General features: G+C 51.7%; 21 protein-coding genes. 15 read left to right on the top strand and 6 right to left on the bottom strand.

Annotated elements, in window-relative coordinates:
• Positions 1–17 precede the first annotated feature (17 nt).
• Genes KNP95_RS01830 through KNP95_RS01810 form a run of 5 tightly spaced genes read left to right on the top strand, consistent with a single transcriptional unit; the run spans position 18 to position 5591 of the window.
• The gene (locus KNP95_RS01830; protein WP_214835196.1) at positions 18–1169 is read left to right on the top strand and encodes an MFS transporter; all 1152 of its coding nucleotides are present in this window, start codon (positions 18–20) and stop codon (positions 1167–1169) included.
• Positions 1170–1174: 5 nt separating this feature from the next.
• Positions 1175–1750: an RNA 2',3'-cyclic phosphodiesterase gene (gene thpR, locus KNP95_RS01825; RefSeq protein ID WP_214714556.1), complete on the top strand. Its 576-nt coding sequence runs from the start codon at positions 1175–1177 to the stop codon at positions 1748–1750.
• Positions 1720–2559: an NERD domain-containing protein gene (locus KNP95_RS01820; RefSeq protein ID WP_214835195.1), complete on the top strand. Its 840-nt coding sequence runs from the start codon at positions 1720–1722 to the stop codon at positions 2557–2559. Before thpR ends, KNP95_RS01820 begins: the two co-directional genes overlap by 31 nt.
• Positions 2560–2580: 21 nt before the next feature.
• Complete coding sequence (gene pulA / locus KNP95_RS01815) at positions 2581–4746, top strand: type I pullulanase (protein WP_214835194.1); 2166 nt, start codon at positions 2581–2583, stop codon at positions 4744–4746.
• Between the two features lie 50 nt (positions 4747–4796).
• The gene (locus KNP95_RS01810; protein ID WP_029595153.1) at positions 4797–5591 is read left to right on the top strand and encodes a phosphotransferase family protein; all 795 of its coding nucleotides are present in this window, start codon (positions 4797–4799) and stop codon (positions 5589–5591) included.
• 45 nt (positions 5592–5636) lie between these two features.
• On the opposite strand, the gene cydS is transcribed toward KNP95_RS01810, so the two are convergent.
• Positions 5637–5747 (bottom strand): cytochrome bd oxidase small subunit CydS family protein, encoded by a 111-nt coding sequence (gene cydS / locus KNP95_RS16275; RefSeq protein ID WP_021065570.1) that lies wholly within the window; start codon positions 5745–5747, stop codon positions 5637–5639.
• A gap of 135 nt (positions 5748–5882) precedes the next feature.
• Here cydS and trmB point away from each other — a divergent pair, with 135 nt between their 5' ends.
• Positions 5883–6530: a tRNA (guanosine(46)-N7)-methyltransferase TrmB gene (gene trmB / locus KNP95_RS01805; protein ID WP_214802806.1), complete on the top strand. Its 648-nt coding sequence runs from the start codon at positions 5883–5885 to the stop codon at positions 6528–6530.
• A 105-nt stretch (positions 6531–6635) separates the two neighbouring features.
• Positions 6636–7145: a hypothetical protein gene (locus KNP95_RS01800; protein WP_236355697.1), complete on the top strand. Its 510-nt coding sequence runs from the start codon at positions 6636–6638 to the stop codon at positions 7143–7145.
• Positions 7146–7169: 24 nt separating this feature from the next.
• Here the strand turns inward: KNP95_RS01800 and dhaM are convergent, their stop codons facing one another.
• The 4 genes from dhaM to KNP95_RS01780 all read right to left on the bottom strand — a co-directional run bounded on the left by dhaM (position 7170) and on the right by KNP95_RS01780 (position 9529).
• The gene (gene dhaM, locus KNP95_RS01795) at positions 7170–7538 is read right to left on the bottom strand and encodes a dihydroxyacetone kinase phosphoryl donor subunit DhaM (RefSeq protein ID WP_021065573.1); all 369 of its coding nucleotides are present in this window, start codon (positions 7536–7538) and stop codon (positions 7170–7172) included.
• Positions 7531–8121 carry a dihydroxyacetone kinase subunit DhaL gene (gene dhaL / locus KNP95_RS01790; protein ID WP_021065574.1) on the bottom strand — a complete coding sequence of 197 codons (591 nt, stop codon included), beginning with the start codon at positions 8119–8121 and terminating at the stop codon, positions 7531–7533. The genes dhaM and dhaL overlap by 8 nt, the downstream gene beginning before the upstream one ends.
• Before the next feature lie 23 nt (positions 8122–8144).
• A complete protein-coding gene (gene dhaK / locus KNP95_RS01785) occupies positions 8145–9122 on the bottom strand; it encodes a dihydroxyacetone kinase subunit DhaK (protein ID WP_131471307.1) in 978 nt (325 codons plus the stop codon).
• 104 nt (positions 9123–9226) lie between these two features.
• The gene (locus tag KNP95_RS01780; RefSeq protein ID WP_021065576.1) at positions 9227–9529 is read right to left on the bottom strand and encodes a PepSY domain-containing protein; all 303 of its coding nucleotides are present in this window, start codon (positions 9527–9529) and stop codon (positions 9227–9229) included.
• 136 nt (positions 9530–9665) lie between these two features.
• Here KNP95_RS01780 and KNP95_RS01775 point away from each other — a divergent pair, with 136 nt between their 5' ends.
• Positions 9666–10739 (top strand): M42 family metallopeptidase, encoded by a 1074-nt coding sequence (locus KNP95_RS01775; RefSeq protein ID WP_058764017.1) that lies wholly within the window; start codon positions 9666–9668, stop codon positions 10737–10739.
• A gap of 127 nt (positions 10740–10866) precedes the next feature.
• Entirely contained in the window at positions 10867–11883 is a 1017-nt protein-coding gene (locus tag KNP95_RS01770) for a PTS sugar transporter subunit IIC (protein WP_021065578.1), read from the top strand.
• Positions 11884–11932: 49 nt separating this feature from the next.
• Here the strand turns inward: KNP95_RS01770 and KNP95_RS01765 are convergent, their stop codons facing one another.
• On the bottom strand, positions 11933–12265 hold the full coding sequence (locus KNP95_RS01765) for a hypothetical protein (RefSeq protein ID WP_021065579.1): 333 nt from the start codon (positions 12263–12265) through the stop codon (positions 11933–11935).
• 114 nt (positions 12266–12379) lie between these two features.
• Between KNP95_RS01765 and KNP95_RS01760 the strand changes: the two genes are divergently transcribed.
• The 6 genes from KNP95_RS01760 (at position 12380) to KNP95_RS01735 (ending at position 17074) form a co-directional block, all read left to right on the top strand.
• Positions 12380–12691 (top strand): thioredoxin family protein, encoded by a 312-nt coding sequence (locus KNP95_RS01760; RefSeq protein ID WP_214798526.1) that lies wholly within the window; start codon positions 12380–12382, stop codon positions 12689–12691.
• A 5-nt stretch (positions 12692–12696) separates the two neighbouring features.
• A complete protein-coding gene (locus KNP95_RS01755) occupies positions 12697–13488 on the top strand; it encodes a DUF1444 family protein (protein ID WP_029595160.1) in 792 nt (263 codons plus the stop codon).
• A 48-nt stretch (positions 13489–13536) separates the two neighbouring features.
• Positions 13537–14157, top strand: a complete 621-nt coding sequence (gene ytpR, locus KNP95_RS01750) for a YtpR family tRNA-binding protein (RefSeq protein WP_058764015.1) — start codon at positions 13537–13539, stop codon at positions 14155–14157.
• Between the two features lie 53 nt (positions 14158–14210).
• Positions 14211–15116, top strand: coding sequence for a hypothetical protein (locus KNP95_RS01745; protein WP_214835193.1), 906 nt, complete (start codon positions 14211–14213; stop codon positions 15114–15116).
• A 95-nt stretch (positions 15117–15211) separates the two neighbouring features.
• Entirely contained in the window at positions 15212–16519 is a 1308-nt protein-coding gene (murC, locus tag KNP95_RS01740; RefSeq protein WP_021065584.1) for a UDP-N-acetylmuramate--L-alanine ligase, read from the top strand.
• A gap of 102 nt (positions 16520–16621) precedes the next feature.
• Positions 16622–17074, top strand: coding sequence for a Dps family protein (locus tag KNP95_RS01735; RefSeq protein ID WP_021065585.1), 453 nt, complete (start codon positions 16622–16624; stop codon positions 17072–17074).
• Positions 17075–17091: the final 17 nt, after the last annotated feature.

Below are 17091 nucleotides of genomic sequence, written 5' to 3'. Positions count from 1 at the left end.
TAGGAAGGAAGTTTACTGTGAACCAACAAAAAATATCGTTTCAATCGATTTACGTCGCCATTTTCTTTGCCCAAGGAGCCCTCATTCCTTACATGGCACTTTTCTTCTCGCAGTCACGTTTTGATTTGTCTCCGGGTCAGGTCGGAACAATCGTCGCCATCATGCCGATCCTCTCAATCGGTGTCCAACCGCTATGGGGCATGCTTGCCGACCGAACGGGGCGGGTTCGGGCTTGGCTGATTATCGCAATGCTCGGGGCGGCTGCCTTATCGCTCACGTTCTTGTTCGCGACGTCTTACGTATGGATTATTATGTTGATGATCGCCTGGTCCATCTTCCAATGTGCACACATCCCGCTCGTCGATATGATGACACTCGAGTATACGTCACGCGCCAAAATCGACTACGGGGCCATCCGTCTGTTTGGATCGGCCGGATTTGCGATTGCGGTGTTCGTCATGGGTCGCATCTCGGACACGACATGGGGACTCGCGAGTACGTTTTTACTCAGCGCCGTCATGCTGGCAATCGGTACGCTGTTCGTGCGGAGCGTATCTGAACAGGAACCGAAGCAAGTGCACACGACGGCACCGTTCCAATGGTCGGCCGTCTGGAATGGGCCGTTCATCGCCTTTTTGATTGGGGGCATGCTCGTCTTCGGCCCTATTTACGCGAATAACTATTACTTCGGAATTTATGTGACGAGCATCGGAGGCTCAACGACGCTCGTCGGGACACTGTTCCTTGTCGCGGTATTATGCGAAATTCCATTCATGAAAGTGGCTTACCAAATCGTCTCACGTCTAGGTACGGTCAACGTGCTGGCGGGAGCCGCCTTGATTTCGGCGCTTCGCAACGGCTGGTTAGCACTTGAGCCCCCGATTTGGGTCGTTTGGATTCTTGCCATCGTTCAAGGACTGGTCGTCGGATTATTGATTCCGGTCGCACTTCAATTTGTCCGCAGCCTTGTCAGCCGCAACGTCGTCTCGACGGCGATTGGCGTCTATATGGCCATCACGTCAGGACTAGCGACGGCCGGATTCAACCTCCTCAGTGGATTTATCATTGAATATAACAGCATCATCGGTGTATTTTGGATGTACACGGTGGTCAGCATCGTAGGAGCGGTCTTCTTCTTTGGACTGAGACGTTTTCGAGTGAAAGGATGATGGTCATGTCGACACATTATTTTTTGGCACTACCCATCGAGGACGAAAAGTTCGAACATGTACAGCGGGACATCTTGCCGTTTTATTCGTATCGTCGAACGTATCGTCCGGAGGAATTTCATTTGACACTTCAGTTTCTCGGTTCATTGGACGATGATGAAGTCGAGGCAGTGAAAGAACTCACACGTGAAGTGACAACGTCGACGGCCCCGTTCGCGCTGACGTTCCAGCAAATCGACCACTTCGGTAGACCGGATCGTCCGCGTGTCTTGACGATCGTCCCGGAACCGTCCGTGGACTTGACGGCGCTTACCGGGACGCTTCGACGAAAGTTATCCGAAGAGATTCCAGCACTCGACCGTAAACCGTTCGTCCCCCACGTCACACTCGCGAAGAAGTGGGACATAGGCACACGAATCCCGTACATCGCCCCGACGTTTACCATCGAGGAGCCGATTGAAACGGTCGTACTTTATCGAATCAATCCAAACCATACCCCTGCCTATGAGGCAGTCGAAGTATTTCCGTTACAGCGGTCAGAGGAGGACACATGGCGATCCCGATTAAAATTTTTGACGTAACATCTAAATATGAACGAAACATGCTCGACCAGTTCAATCGCTTTCAAGAGTATGTCGAGTCCGATGTCGCTCGCATGCGTCGTCTTCACGATTCCAATCGGTTGAATCCTCCCGAAATCATGGAGTTTGAGAACCCGTGGTGGAAATTTTGGCGCCGTACGGAACGCATCGAGCTCGAACCGACACCGCTCTCGGAGGCGCAGTTCCAGACGCTGCTCACGAACCGCCGTCATATCCAAAAACTGCAGTACGCCTGTGAAGGGGCGACCGAGGTGGACGTCCCGATGTTGCCGTTTTTGCGAGAGTACGGATATCGTAACATGGTATCCGAATGGAACGACCAACACTTCTTCATGTATCGTCCGGTCGTCGAATGGAACGGGGCGACGGTCGAACTGAGCCATCTCATCATCGGACCATCGCATATTTACCTGGTCGAATGGCTCGACGGCGACCGCAGCATCTATCACATATCGAAGCAGAAGACGTGGATTCATCAACCGCTCAAAGGGGAAAATAAACGTGTAGTCAACCCGCTCATCGCGTTGACGCGCACCGAAGAAATCGTTCGACAGTTTCTTCCGTCCTATGACGGGGTCATCCAAAAAGTGACGGTGGCCCCACAAGGCTATTTCGATCATGTGCCTGAAATTCGGTCGACTCAGTTCATCTCACGCGCGGATTATGAGCCGTGGATGAAACAAGTGAACACGAGGGCGCCGATCGTCAAAGCCCAACAAATTCGAGATGTGGCGAAACTACTAGATGCGACAGCCAAGATGCCGTTTCGACAATTTTTGGACCAGTAGGTAGGAGAGGATGGAACGCGTATGCATCACACACCAAATCAGCAAACGACGTCTCATGTGACGATTGAACGGGCTTCCTTGCTCTCGTTCGAGACGATTCGACTTGAAGTCATTGCCGAATATGAATCCGTACCGGTACAAATCGAACAAAACGGTCGACCGGTCGATTATGTGGTGCTCAACGAATGGACGACAGAGGCGGGGACGATTGAACGAGATATCCAATTGACGCGCCCGGTTACGCTCGAAGCGGTCTATACCGTGTTTCACCCTGGACATAAGACGATTGTCGTCGTGCCCCGCGAAATTGTGCATACGGACGAGTTTGAACGTCGCTATGCCTATGACGGACCGCTCGGCCTTTCATTTTCCGGGCAATCGATTGAGGCATATGTCTGGTCGCCCGTCGCGTTTTCGATTTGGTTCGTCATCCATGATCCCGAAACGCATCGTGAGATTGAACGGTTTCGCATGTCTCGGAGCGGTCGAGGCGTCTGGCATGCCGATGTTCCTAGACTGTACGAAGGCTATTTTTATCGACTGTACGTCAAGACACCTGTCGAAACGAACGAGGTCGTCGATCCTTACGCCAAAGCCGTCAGCCTAAATGGCGAATTTGGCGTATTGATCGATGTTGAGACAGCCGTCGCTGAGCACGTGGAGCCGGCAGAACGCCCGCCTCTCCGCAAAGCGACAGATGCCGTCATCTATGAACTGCATATCCGTGACTTCACGAGCCACCCTGCGTCGACGAGTCGACGGCAAGGGCTGTACGCCAGCATCGTCGAGACCGGGCTTGAAACCCGGGCGGGGAACAGTGCCGGTTTCGATTATTTGAAAGAACTCGGGGTCACGCACCTGCAGTTATTGCCGGTCCATGATTTTGGAAGCGTCGACGAAGCGACCCGGATGCCTTACAACTGGGGTTATGATCCGATCCATTGGTTCGGGTTGGAAGGCAGTTACGCCTCGAAACCTGACGAGCCGCTATCACGCATTCTAGAGTATGCCGAAATGGTCGATGCCTTGCATCGCCATGACATGCGCGTCGTCGTCGATGTCGTCATGAACCATATCTTCATCCGTGAGCAATCGTCGCTCGAAGCACTCGTCCCGTACTATTATTTCCGTTATGAACATGACGGGACGGTCGCGAACGGGACCGGCGTCGGAAACGACACGGCCTCAGAACGGTATATGATGCGACGGATGATTGTCGATTGTGTGACGTACTTTGCCGAGACGTATCACGTCGACGGTTTCCGGTTCGACTTGATGGGCATTCATGACGTCGAGACGATGAATCAAATACGGGCCGCACTCGATAAAATCGATCGCTCGATTTTGATTTACGGGGAAGGATGGGATTTGGCGACACCGCTCAGCCCGTCATTGAAAGCCTCGTCGCATAACGCGGCCTTCATGCCCCGAATCGGTCATTTCAATGACATGATGCGGGACGCCTTGAAAGGGTCGACGTTCAATGACCGGGAGCGCGGGTTCGTCTCCGGGAACGAGTGGCGGGAGTGGGAGCTTCGTGAATGTCTCACCGGAGCGGTCCAAATCCCGAACGTCACCGTCGGGCGTTTCCCGAGCCCGCAGTATACGATCAACTACGTCGAAGCACATGACAATTATACGACGTACGATAAATTGCTCTTGTCGTGTGAAGATATGGACGAGACGATGCGGTTGCGGATGCAACGGTTCGCCACAGCCATCGTCATCACGTCGCAAGGCGTCCCGTTCCTTCACGCCGGCCAAGAGTTTGGTCGGACAAAACAAGGGGTTGAGAACAGCTATAATGCACCGGACCGAATCAATCACTTCGATTGGGACTTACGTGACGAGCGGCAAAGTGAGGTCGAGTTTGTGAAGACCCTACTCAAGTTACGGCGCCGTCACACGTGTTTCCGCTACGATACCCGGCAAAAAGTCATCGAACAGTTCAAGTTCCTCCCGTCGCCCCCGGGCGTGATTGCATACGAGCTGACGGCGAGCCATTCTTATGATGCCTGGCAGCGCGTCCGCGTCTATCTGAACGGAACGTTCCACGATGTGACATTCCAAGCGGAGGGGGACTGGAACGTCTACGTACAAGGGGAAACGGCGAGCCTCGTCCCGATTGAACGAAATCCGAGCCAGATTCAAGTCGAGTCGTTGTCAATGACGATTATCGCGTGTTAATATGGTGATTGTATCTTTGTAATTCTTAATGAGATTTGAGCGTGATGAATATGTATTCAGATATAATCGGTGCGCTCGGTGAAGAGTGGACGGTGGCTTCCGCAGGCGGGATTACAGGCGAAGCGTACGTAGCGACGACGCGCCAACAAAAAATCTTTGTCAAACGAAACTCGTCCCCGTTTTTAGCCATTCTTTCCGCCGAAGGCATCGTCCCCAAATTGCTGTGGACGAAACGGATGTTTAACGGTGACGTCCTCAGTGCCCAACAGTTCATCGAAGGTCGTGAGCTCTCGCCAGCCGATATGAAACGGGCTGATGTGGCGGCACAGCTTGGGAAGATTCATCATTCGAAAGAGCTATTATTCATGTTGCAGCAGTTGAATCATACACCGGTCACGTCCTCACTGTTGCTCCGGCAATGTGCCGCTTACGAGCAAGACGAGGCAGACGTGACGATTGATGAGGCAATTCGTTGGTTGTCGGTCCATCAGCCGATTGATGACGAACGTGAACTCGTCGTCTGCCATTCAGACTTGAACCATAACAATTGGATTGAGGATGAGACCGGTCTGTTATATTTGACCGACTGGGATGACGCTATCATCGCCGACCGTGCTTTTGATTTGGCCATGGTCGTCTACAGCTACGTCGACGAGGTGGACTGGGAGACGTGGTTCAGTCATTACGGCATCCGTTTCACCTCCGAGTTACACTATCGAATGCACTGGTATGCGATTGCCCAGACGGTTCTGACCTTATATGGGGAACAGAACGGCATCGCCCGCGCAGAAGGATTGACCGTGCTCCGGGAATTGCTCGATGAAGCAGAGGAACGGACACAATGAAAAAAGGGATGGATCACGAGTGTGAGCCATCCCTTTCCATATGCATCAGACATCATCAGGTTTCATGAAATACGCCCATACGAACGTCGCGATGACGGCGCCGAAGAACGTCAACGGAGCCGCGTAAAAAATAAGAAATTGATCTAACGTGCTCATCGATATAACCTCCTTGTGAAGGATGATTCATGTCCATTAAACAATGATTTCGTGTATAATCGCAAGGGGACTGCTCGCGCGAAGCGGCTAGTCAGCTGAAACTTGAACATTTCTTGAACGAAAGGTTGGAAAAACATGCGTTTACGTCACAAGCCTTGGGCTAAAGAATACATGGAAGCTCAAGAACACGTCTTTATCACTCATCCCGAAACGTTAAAAGGGAACTGGACATCAGAATTTAAGAACGACAATCCGCTCTTCATCGAAGTCGGGTCGGGGAAAGGGCAATTCATTTTAGGGATGGCCCAACAGTTCCCGGACGTCAACTTCATCGCTATCGAGTTGTTCGAGAGCGTCGCCGTGTCGATCGTGCAAAAGCTCGTCGAAACGCCGATGCCGAACGTCCGCGTCTTGACTGTGGATGCCAAGCAACTCGTCGACTATTTCGAAGCCGGCGAAGTCGACCGCGTCTATTTGAACTTCTCAGATCCATGGCCGAAGACCCGACATGCGAAACGTCGTTTGACGTATAAGACATTCCTCGCCACGTACGAGGCTGTGTTGCCACGCGGAGGCGAGATTCACTTCAAGACGGATAACCGCGGACTCTTCGAATATTCACTCGAAAGCATGAGTCAATACGGCATGTACTTCACAGATATTTCACTTAATCTTCACGCGAACGAACCGGCAGATAACGTCCGTACCGAGTACGAAGAGCGCTTCAGCGCCATGGGACAACCGATTTATCGGATGGAGGCCGCGTTCCGCCCGAAAATTTGACACGCTTTTTTCTTATTTTAATAGCATTTTCTTCACACTTTTTTCTTTCTTCTTGGTACAATAGGAATGACGCTAAACTGGAATTAGAGAAGGGGGAACATGGGGATGTTGAAAAAAGCATGGGCAAGCCTGCTTGCACTAATCTTCATTCTAACAATCGCACCACTTAATACCTCGGCAAATGAGGCGTTCTTGGACGCCCTTGAAGAGGATTTGAAGGCCACGCACTATGATTACAAAGAAGGAACGGCTGAAATCGTAAAAGAAGAGACGCTCCGTCACTCGAATGGCAACGAAGTCATCGCGGCGGTCGTTGAAATTGATACGATCCGTGACGGCATCTTCATCACACGTAAGACGGAGTTCCATTACTATGATGCGACGGACAACAAAATCCTCGCAACAGCTGACCTTGCAGAAGTCGAAGGCGCGACTGAATTTGCAGACGCAAACATCGACATGCTCGGACAACAAATCGTCTATTGGTTGCCTGTCTTGATCTTGTTACTCTTGATCGCAATCCCGGCTGTCATCTTGTTCGTTGTCGTGCCACGTTTCTACTCGACGACTGAATACATGAACCCGATTTACGAGAAAAACGATAACCCACGTTAAAAAAAGAGCCGCGAGGCTCTTTTTTTATGCCATCTTTAACTGTTCGACGATTTGAGCAACGTCCATGCCGTTACCGGCTGAGACGGAAGCGACGAAGGCGCTTTCGACGATCGGGCCGTCATAAAACTGGACGGTCTTCTCGCCTTCATACATATCGACGGCCAGTTCGGCGTTCATCGTGGCCGAACCGATATCCGATAAGATGAGTGCCTCTTTGTCGACGGCTTCGATGGCCTCAAGGATTCGGGTCACATCAGTCCCGATGCTGCCGTCTTCAAGCCCGCTCGCTAAATGAATCGGAACGGATGGGGCCATCTCTTTCATCAAGTCTTGAATCCCTTCAGCGATTTTGGCGCTATGGGATACGATGATGAGCTCTACGATATCACTCAACCTCCTTCATAATCGCTTTTAAGACGATTGAACTCGAGAGGGCCCCAGGGTCGACGGTGCCGCGAGAGTTCTCACCGAAATAAGACGCCCGTCCTTTCGTGGCGACCATATCCTCGGTCGCACCGACGAGTTGATCAAGTTTCGCGTCAAAGTCGTCGGACTCGTTCAAGTCACTCAAGAACGGGTCCCACACATCGACCATCGTCTTTTGGCCAACTTCCGATTTCCCGCGCGCCTTGATTGCTGTCGCTGCTTCGACGAGCGCTTCTTTGACGAGATTGAAATCGGCTTCGGTCGCGTCACCAAACTTAGGCGCTGCCTTGACGAAGGCGGAACCGTAAAGTGGACCGGCTGCACCACCGACTTTCGACATGAGCGTCATCCCGACTTTCTTACTCAAGTCGCCGAGAGTTGCGTAGTCATCATCGAGGACAGCGACAACCGCTTCAAAGCCACGTGACATATTGATGCCGTGATCTCCGTCGCCGATAGCGCGGTCGAGATCGGTCAATGTATCCTTGTTTGCCTCAATCTCTGATTGGGCGTGCCGTAATGCTTGCTTGAATCCTTCAATCGTCAACATTGCATGAACACCTCATTCGTAGATTAGAGTTTGAAACCGAGTGCCGCCGATGGTGCATCGAGATAGCCCGTCAACTCTTCATCGAGCGGCAAGAGTGTGATCGAGAAGCCGTGCATCTCGAGTGACGTCATATAGTTGCCGACGTATTTCCGTTTCAATGAATAGCCGGCATCTTCCAATTTTTTCGCGACGAAGTGATACGTCACGTACAGTTCAGATAGAGGCGTTCCGCCCATACCGTTGACCATGACGGCGACTTCGCCGGGGCTGACTTCTTTTTTCAAATGATCGAGCAAGTCATCGACAATCGCATCGACGTTCGTCGTCGGTTTCCGTTCGACGCCGCGTTCTCCGTGAATCCCGATTCCAATTTCCATTTCTTCTTCGTTCAAATCGAATCCAGGTTTACCGCTCACTGGCATATAGCAAGGTTCGACGGCCATCCCCATTGAGCGGACATTGGCCGCAACTTTCTCTGCAAGCGCTTTCACTTCATCGAGCGACTTCCCGCTCGCTGCGGCTGCACCGGCAATCTTGTGGACGAACACGGTACCGGCGACACCGCGACGGTCTTCTTTGTTCGTGATAGCGACATCATCGGCGACGACGACGTGGTCGACTTTAATGCCTTCGGCGTCCGCGAGCTCGGCGGCGAGTTCGAAGTTCATGACGTCACCTGCGTAGTTTTTGACGACGAGCAATACGCCATTGCCGCCATCGGCCGCTTTGATGCCTTCGAGTACCATGTCCGGTGTCGGGGACGTGAACACTTCACCGCATACGGCGGCATCGAGCATCCCATCGCCTACATAACCGGCGTGCGCTGGTTCGTGACCGCTCCCTCCACCTGAGACGAGTCCGACTTTCCCGGACTTGGCCCCGTCGGCACGACAGATGACATTGAATCCTTCCACACGACCGTACAGTTCAGGGTGGGCGTGGACCATACCTTCGACCATTTGTGACACGAGCTCGTTTGCTTCACCGATCAGTTTCTTCACGTGGGATCACTCCTTTTTGAGTTTGAAAAGTACCATATTCAATTTTCCACTCTTTTGGGTGAATTAAACAAAAAAAGTCGGCGAAAATGTTCGCCGACCTCATCTCATGCATATTCAAGTAGAGCGCCAGTCTCTGAATCGACTGTGAATTGGTACGTCTTCTCTTCGTCGTTCTCGAGAACCGAGATGCCGCCTTTGAAGACATCGTACTCGCGTCCGTCATACGTGTAAATCTCAGGTGATGCCGAGATCCATGCCCCTTGGACGTGACCTTTGGCTGAAAATGCACGCTTCGTGTACTCAAGCGCATCCTCGGCCGATAAGCTTCGTTCATCTAACACTTTTTTCGTCATAAGTGCGGCTGCGATGGCAACCCCGATTCCAACTAACCAATATCTTTTCTTCATATGACTACCTCCCCTTGAACTATGGCTATCATGTACATCGTACCAAAACCTGTACCCCATTGGAACGAAAACCATTCGCATCTGTCGAAAAGTTCTGTATATAATGAAACAAGAACGGTTGAAGGGATGGATGGAAATGGAACAAAAAACGAGAGACTTATTCAAGACGTTGACAGAGCTTCCGGGCGCGCCCGGGTTTGAATCAGAGGTCCGCCGGTTTGTTCGTGACCGAATCACACCGCACGTCGATGAAGTCATGACGGATGGCATCGGCTCGATCTTTGGGAAACGAGTCGGCGATGAGGCGGGACCACGCATCATGGTTGCCGGTCATATGGACGAAGTCGCATTCATGGTCACCCGAATCACAGAAAACGGGATGCTGTACATACAACCGCTCGGCGGATGGTGGAGCCAAGTGCTCATGGCACAACGATTTGACATCGTGACGGCCGATGGATTGATTCCAGGGGTCGTCGCATCGACGCCGCCGCACTTGCTTGGACCGGAGGCGATGAACAAGCCGATGGACATGAAGCAAATGTTTATCGATATCGGGGCCGACACGAAAGAAGAGGTCGAATCGTGGGGCGTACGTCCGGGTCTACCGGCTGTGCCGACGAGCGAGTTCACGCCGCTCAAACATCCGAAAAAAATTATGGCCAAGGCATGGGACAATCGCTACGGCGTCGGGCTCGCCGTCGAGTTGCTCGAAGAGACGACAAAAGCCGATCACCCGAACATCTTGTTCGCCGGGGCGACCGTACAAGAAGAAGTCGGTCTCCGTGGTGCCCAAACAGCAGCCGAAATGATTCGTCCGGATGTCGCGCTTGTCCTCGACGCATCACCAGCCAACGATGCATCAGGCAATAAGACAGAGTTCGGACAGCTCGGGGAAGGGGCACTCATTCGTATCCTCGATCGAGTCATGGTCATGTCTCCTGAGATGCGTGACTTCCTGCTCGATACGGCATCTGATGAAAACATTAAGACCCAGTATTTCGTCTCGCCAGGTGGCACGGATGCGGGTCGCATCCACATGAGCGGGGAAGGGGTGCCGACGGCCGTCATCGGTGTCGCGGCGCGTTATATCCACACGCATGCCTCGATTTTGCATACGGACGACTACGACGCGGCGAAAGCGCTCCTGAAGGCACTCGTCAAACGACTCGATCGCTCGACGATGGAGACGCTCCGGGCTTCACGCTAATTGAACGAAGAACGTCACTCGTGGAGTGGCGTTTTTTTCATATTGAAATTTCACGAGAAACGCTTATACTGATAAAAGTGTGAAGACAGAAACTTTACGACTGACAAGACAGAAAAGAGGGATTTCCATGCTTAAGAAAAAAGGGATTACGCTCAGTCCGTCGCTCTATTTCGTGACGGCTCTCAGTTATATGGCACTCGGATTATTCAGTACGCTCATTATCGGCTTGATTATGAAGACAGCCGGAGGACAGTTGCTCGAGACGAGCCTGTCTGGATTTGGTTCGACGCTCATCGAGATTGGTGACGTGGCCATCGGCTTGACCGGGCCTGCCATCGGGATCGCCATCGCCTATGCGCTCCAGGCACCACCGCTCATCTTGTTCTCGGCACTCGTCGTCGGGGCGTTCGGCTATGAGTTCGGACCGGCCGGCAGTTATGTGGCGACGTTGCTCGCCGTCGAAGTCGCCAAACTCGTCTCGAAGTCGACGAAACTCGATATTTTGGTCACGCCGTTCACGACGATCGGCATCGGTTATTTAAGTGCGACCTATATCGGTAAATACGTCGGGTTGTTCATGACACAGCTCGGCACATGGATCGAATGGGGAACGGAACAGCAGCCACTGTTCATGGGCGTCGTCGTCGCGACGTTGATGGGGCTCGCGCTCACGGCTCCGATCTCGAGCGCGGCCATCGCCCTCATGCTCGGTTTGAGCGGGATTGCCGCCGGCGCGGCGACGGTCGGGTGTGCTGCCCAAATGGTCGGGTTTGCCATCACGAGCTATCGGGACAATGGCATCGGAGGCGCCATCGCCCAAGGCATCGGTACATCTATGCTCCAAGTCGGCAATATTGTCAAAAACCCATGGATTCTGTTGCCGCCGACCGTGGCCGGCGCTGTGCTCGCGCCGATTGCGATTCTGTTGTTTGAACTCGAGAGCGTCGCGGCAGGCGCTGGCATGGGAACAAGTGGACTCGTCGGACCGATCGTCATGCTCGAAACGATGGGCTTCAGTTGGTATACGTTCATCGTCGTCTTCGGCTTTTTAATCGTCGGGCCAGCGGTGCTCAGTTACGCCGTCTATCAAGTGTTGGTCCGGATGAACCGGATTCGACCGAACGACATGAAAATCGAATATTGAACATACGAAAGAGAGCGTCCCGGCAAATAAGCGGGACGCTCTCTTTCGTTCACCACCCGAAAAAATTCCGGACGATTTCGACCGTTTCCCGCGGGACGCGGAAGCTCGCGAGGAATAGTACGAGCAGGACGGCATAAACGGGGAGTAAAAAACGTTTTCGAATGATGGGCAGCCTGCGCACAAGACGCTTGCCGACGCGTTCAAGTATGTAAATCACGGCGAATCCGACGACGAGCCAAATGAAAATCTCGCCTCGTGATTTGTCCGTATCGATGAACAAATAACCGTAGCGTAGAATCGCCAACATGCCGATGACGCCGACGAGTTGTTCAAGTGGATGCTTCATTTCTGGATTCAACTGTTCGCGTGTCCATTTTGTCATGACTTCACCTTTTTCACGTAGTCTTCACTCCCGACTATCATAAAACACGAGAGCGGAATGTGACAACGGACTTATGCTATCATGAATGAGGAAAAAAGAACAGGAGTGGTGAAGATGAAACAACTGACAACGATGAACGAATATACAGCAGCGAAACAAGGGAAGAGCGTCCTCATGTTTTCAGCAACATGGTGCGGCGATTGCCGTTTCCTCGACCCATTCATGCCGGACGTTGAAGCGAAGTTCTCAGACTGGTCATTTTATTACGTCGATCGTGATGAATGGATGGAGCTTGCGCAAGAACTCGACATTTTCGGAATTCCAAGCTTCGTCGCTTTCAACGGCGGACAAGAAGTCGACCGCTATGTCGGACGCGAACGGAAGACGCCGGAGCAAGTCGAAGCCTTCCTTCATGGGTTAGGGTGATTTAAATGGAGCGGAATGAATTACGTCGTCATCTCGAAAGTAAGTTCACTGACGGATACCGGACCTCGTACGACCGCGAGAATGAGGTGTTGCGCATCGAACGGGCGACCGATCGTTTCGGCGTCAACATCCGTCTCGCCCCGCTCGTAGCGAAAACAAAAGTTCGAGGGGAAATCGCTGTCGATGAGGTCGTAGACTACATCAAGACAGCGCTCACCGCGGACGACGACATCACATTAGCGGGTAATGAGGCCAATCTTTATCCTGTCATCCGTTCTGCTTCGTTCTCGACCGAGACGAAACGGGGCGAGACATTGGCGATGACGCCGCATACAGCTGAGACTGCCGTCTTTTACGCCCTAGATTTGGGTAACGGCTATCGCTTGATCGAAGAGCGACATTTGGGCGGGATGACGCTCGAACGCCTTGATGAGTTGGCGCGGGATAACGTCAAAAAATTACCGACCGATTTAAAAGAAGATACCGTTGCCGGCAACACGTTCTATTTCCTGGCGGCACGGGACGGCTACGAGGCGTCACGTATCTTGAACGATGACTTTTTACGAGTTATGGAACGCCGCATCGAAGGTGATATGCTCGTCGGAGTGCCGCACCAAGACGTCATGATTATCGCGGACATCCGCAACGATCAGGGTTATGATGCGATGCAACAGCTCATGTTCGACTTTTTCACGAACGGTCGGATTCCGGTGACGGCTCTTTCTTTCCATTATGAGGCTGGCGTACTCGAGCCAATTTTCATTGTCGGAAAAAAGAACCCACCAACCGACGCATAATCTGCTAAACTATTTGTGTCTAGTTTGAAAGAAGGGGCGTTTTTACGTATGCAAATCAATGCTTTTTATAACCGTGAAGGAATCGGCGATGTCCTCATGGTCCTGTTAAGAGAAGGCGATCGCCATCATCAAGTTGTTGAACGGAAAGACGATGTCGCCATCGTTAAGTCGACGACAGGGAAAGTCAATGGCTACAACGTGTTCAACGCGAGCAACTATTTTGATGTCAGCGATTGGCATGGACCGGTCGAATTGACGGCCGAATTGATTGAGACGCTCGGTGTCATCTTGCGCAAACAAAATATCGAAGCCGAGTTGTCGGGCGTGGACTTTACCCCGAAATTCGTCGTCGGCTATGTCAAAGAAGCTGAGAAACACCCGGATGCCGATAAATTGTCGATTTGTCAGGTCGAGACTGACCAAGGTATGGTCCAAATCGTCTGTGGCGCACCGAACGTCGCGGCCGGCCAAAAAGTCGTCGTCGCGAAACCGGGTGCAGTCATGCCATCAGGTTTGATCATTCGCCCGTCTAAATTACGTGGTGAGAGCTCACACGGGATGATCTGTTCGGCGCGTGAATTGAACTTGCCTGATGCACCGCAAGAAAAAGGAATTCTCGTATTAGATGACGAATATGAAGTAGGTAAAGCATTTGAAATCGGTCGCTAAACTCGACCGATTTTTTGCTAAATAGGATTGAGTGAAAAAGCGAGGAATCAAGTATGGATGCATATGAACGTTCATTAAAACAGCAAGCAGACCGAATTCGACGCGAACTATCCCAAGAAGGGAAGAAAGGTGCGCCTGCACCGAAGCCCGAGCCGAAGGATGAATTTGTGCCGTCGGATGTACCGTCTCCGATTTATGGATACGCCCGACCGAAACCGAAAATCATCCTGCCGACTGAACATTCTCCGGAGACGCGAGACGATTCAGCGATGCGCCAAGCGAAGCGAGTGGCCGTCCCAGTTGAGGGAATGTCAGAGGTGGTGCCACCAAGCGTAACGCCTGAGCCTGAGAACGAACCGGTAATTGATTCTGTAGATGAATCGGTGATGGAGTCAGTAGACGAATCGGCGCCGGACACGGACGAAGCGACGACACCACAGTCTGACTTTGATGTCATAGCGGACGAAGCGCCAGTAGCGGAGACGCTTGAGGAAATGGTGGCCGAGCAAACAGATTCACCAATCGAAGCGTCGATTATTTCCGCGGAAACATCGCAACCGATTGACGAGAGTCCGACCGTCTTGGAAGATGAGCCGGATGAATCAGATACAAAACCGCTTCTCGGGGAAGTCTCGATTGTAGAGAGCGGATTTGCATCGGTCTTCATGGGGTCGACCGATTTGAAATCGTCAAAGATTGCCGTTCGTGAAGAAAAACAAGATGTGACCGAACCATCGTTGCCGACTGAAGCATCGGTCGAGACGGTGGCACCGATTGTTGAGGATGTTGCGAAAACATTACAGTCGGACGAACCGGTCGATGTGCCTGATGAAGAAACATTGACGCCCGCCATGGGCGTGTCATACAAAGCGGATGGCCCTCCGCTCAACGTCATGATGACGCCGCAAGACCGGATGGCGATGTACAAGAGTCGCCGATTGGCTAAAAAAAAACAATAATCTGTAATAGCATGACTCCGGTAGTTTTGCTATAATGACAAAGGTTTGTCGCATTTTTGAAACAGACCGCAATGAATTAGGGGGGCTATTTACAGATGAACCGTTATCACTTCGTCGGAATTAAAGGAACGGGCATGAGTCCTTTAGCTCAAATTTTAAATGACATGAATAATGAGGTCCGAGGTTCGGACGTTGACAAAGCATTTTTTACTGAAGAAGCATTGAACCGTAAAGGAATTGAAATCCTTCCGTTTGACCCTGAAAACATTACTGAAGGGCAAATCGTCGTCCAAGGTAACGCCTTCACAGACGATCACCCTGAAGTTGTTCGGGCACGCGAACTCGGATTGACGATATACAAGTACTATGAGTTTCTAGGCGAGTTGGCTGACCACTATACTAGTGTCGCCATCACTGGATCTCACGGGAAAACATCGACGACAGGTCTGTTGGCCCACGTCATGCGTGGCATCGAGCCGACATCATTCTTGATCGGCGATGGTACGGGTGAAGGTGTCGAAGACTCGAAAAACTTCGTCTTCGAGGCTTGTGAGTATAAGCGTCACTTCTTATACTATCGTCCGGACTATGCCATCATGACGAACATCGACTTTGATCATTCTGATTACTTCTCAGGACTCGATGACGTCATCGACGCATTCCAAGAGATGGCCAAGCAAGTGAAGAAAGGCATCATCGCTTGCGGGGATGATGAAAATCTTCAACACATTCAAGCGAACGTGCCAATCGTCTATTACGGTTTTGGCGCTCATAACGACTTCCGCGCCGAGAACGTGAACTCGACGGATAACGGGACGACGTTTGACGTGTATTTGCGTGACGACTTCTATGGGACGTTCCGGATTCCAGGATACGGGAACCATAGCGTCTTGAACGCACTTGCCGTCATCGCGACATGTGACTACGAGAACTTACCGAAAGAGTTGGTCAAAGACCGCCTCGAGACGTTCAACGGCGTGAAACGTCGTTTCAGCGAATCGACGCTCGGAAGCCAAGTGTTAGTGGATGATTATGCCCACCATCCACGGGAAATCAGTGCGACAGTGGAAGCGGCGCGTAAAAAATACGTCGGCCGTGAAGTTGTAGCTATCTTCCAACCGCACACGTACACGCGTCTTAAATCATTCATGGATGATTTCGCTGCGGCATTAGCCGAAGCGGATGCCGTTTACTTGTGTGACATCTTCGGTTCGGCTCGCGAACAAGAAGGTACAGTTACGATTGAAGACCTGCAATCGCGCATCGAAGGCGCGAACGTGTTGAAGCGCGGCGGAACGCAAGTGCTCCAGGCACATGACAATGCCGTCCTCCTGTTCATGGGGGCTGGGGACATCCAGACTTATCAACGCGAATATGAGAAACACGTCCAACTTGAAGCGTGAATCGAGAGCGAACGGCTGATGCCGTTCGTTTTTTTTGTGTTTAACATCGAGCTAAGACGGTAATAATACTAGCGACTGAATTTGGAAAAGGAGATGTTAAGGATGGCAAGCCAAGGCGCATTAAACACATTGAACAAAGAGGTAGCCAACTATGGCCTCTTATTCGTCAAACTGCACAACTACCATTGGTACATTAGCGGCCCTCACTTCTTCACGTATCATGAAAAATTAGAGGAACTGTATAATCTCGTCGCCGAACTGTACGATGACGTGGCGGAACGTCTATTGATGAACGATGGCGAACCGTATGCGACGATGAAGGAGTATCTCGAACATTCGACGTTGCAAGAAGGGGACCGCCACGCGGATACCGAGCAGATGATTAAAGATGTCATCAGTGACTTCAAACAGATTCGCCAAGAGATGCAAGACGCGATGGAGAACTTCGAAGACGGGGACGAAGCCATCGAGGACACATTCGTGTCTCATATCGAACGACTCGAAAAAGAGATTTGGATGATGTCGGCTGCGCTCGGTAAAAAGACGAAGCTGTAACGAAAAAACAAGCGTGC

It is taken from the genome of Exiguobacterium sp. s36, from assembly GCF_018618345.1.
Taxonomy (GTDB): domain Bacteria; phylum Bacillota; class Bacilli; order Exiguobacteriales; family Exiguobacteriaceae; genus Exiguobacterium; species Exiguobacterium chiriqhucha.
The sequence above is the reverse complement of the archived record's forward strand: the minus strand, read 5'-3'. Positions and strand labels throughout refer to the sequence as shown.

Excerpts from the sequence above, each read along its gene's own strand:
- thpR (WP_214714556.1), top strand. The coding sequence starts at position 1,175 with ATGTCGACACATTATTTTTTGGCACTACCCATCGAGGACGAAAAGTTC.
- KNP95_RS01820 (WP_214835195.1), top strand. The coding sequence starts at position 1,720 with ATGGCGATCCCGATTAAAATTTTTGACGTAACATCTAAATATGAACGA.
- pulA (WP_214835194.1), top strand. The coding sequence starts at position 2,581 with ATGCATCACACACCAAATCAGCAAACGACGTCTCATGTGACGATTGAA.
- KNP95_RS01810 (WP_029595153.1), top strand. The coding sequence starts at position 4,797 with ATGTATTCAGATATAATCGGTGCGCTCGGTGAAGAGTGGACGGTGGCT.
- cydS (WP_021065570.1), bottom strand. The coding sequence starts at position 5,747 with ATGAGCACGTTAGATCAATTTCTTATTTTTTACGCGGCTCCGTTGACG.
- trmB (WP_214802806.1), top strand. The coding sequence starts at position 5,883 with ATGCGTTTACGTCACAAGCCTTGGGCTAAAGAATACATGGAAGCTCAA.
- KNP95_RS01800 (WP_236355697.1), top strand. The coding sequence starts at position 6,636 with ATGTTGAAAAAAGCATGGGCAAGCCTGCTTGCACTAATCTTCATTCTA.
- dhaL (WP_021065574.1), bottom strand. The coding sequence starts at position 8,121 with ATGTTGACGATTGAAGGATTCAAGCAAGCATTACGGCACGCCCAATCA.
- KNP95_RS01780 (WP_021065576.1), bottom strand. The coding sequence starts at position 9,529 with ATGAAGAAAAGATATTGGTTAGTTGGAATCGGGGTTGCCATCGCAGCC.
- KNP95_RS01775 (WP_058764017.1), top strand. The coding sequence starts at position 9,666 with ATGGAACAAAAAACGAGAGACTTATTCAAGACGTTGACAGAGCTTCCG.
- KNP95_RS01770 (WP_021065578.1), top strand. The coding sequence starts at position 10,867 with ATGCTTAAGAAAAAAGGGATTACGCTCAGTCCGTCGCTCTATTTCGTG.
- KNP95_RS01765 (WP_021065579.1), bottom strand. The coding sequence starts at position 12,265 with ATGACAAAATGGACACGCGAACAGTTGAATCCAGAAATGAAGCATCCA.
- KNP95_RS01760 (WP_214798526.1), top strand. The coding sequence starts at position 12,380 with ATGAAACAACTGACAACGATGAACGAATATACAGCAGCGAAACAAGGG.
- KNP95_RS01755 (WP_029595160.1), top strand. The coding sequence starts at position 12,697 with ATGGAGCGGAATGAATTACGTCGTCATCTCGAAAGTAAGTTCACTGAC.
- ytpR (WP_058764015.1), top strand. The coding sequence starts at position 13,537 with ATGCAAATCAATGCTTTTTATAACCGTGAAGGAATCGGCGATGTCCTC.
- KNP95_RS01745 (WP_214835193.1), top strand. The coding sequence starts at position 14,211 with ATGGATGCATATGAACGTTCATTAAAACAGCAAGCAGACCGAATTCGA.
- murC (WP_021065584.1), top strand. The coding sequence starts at position 15,212 with ATGAACCGTTATCACTTCGTCGGAATTAAAGGAACGGGCATGAGTCCT.
- KNP95_RS01735 (WP_021065585.1), top strand. The coding sequence starts at position 16,622 with ATGGCAAGCCAAGGCGCATTAAACACATTGAACAAAGAGGTAGCCAAC.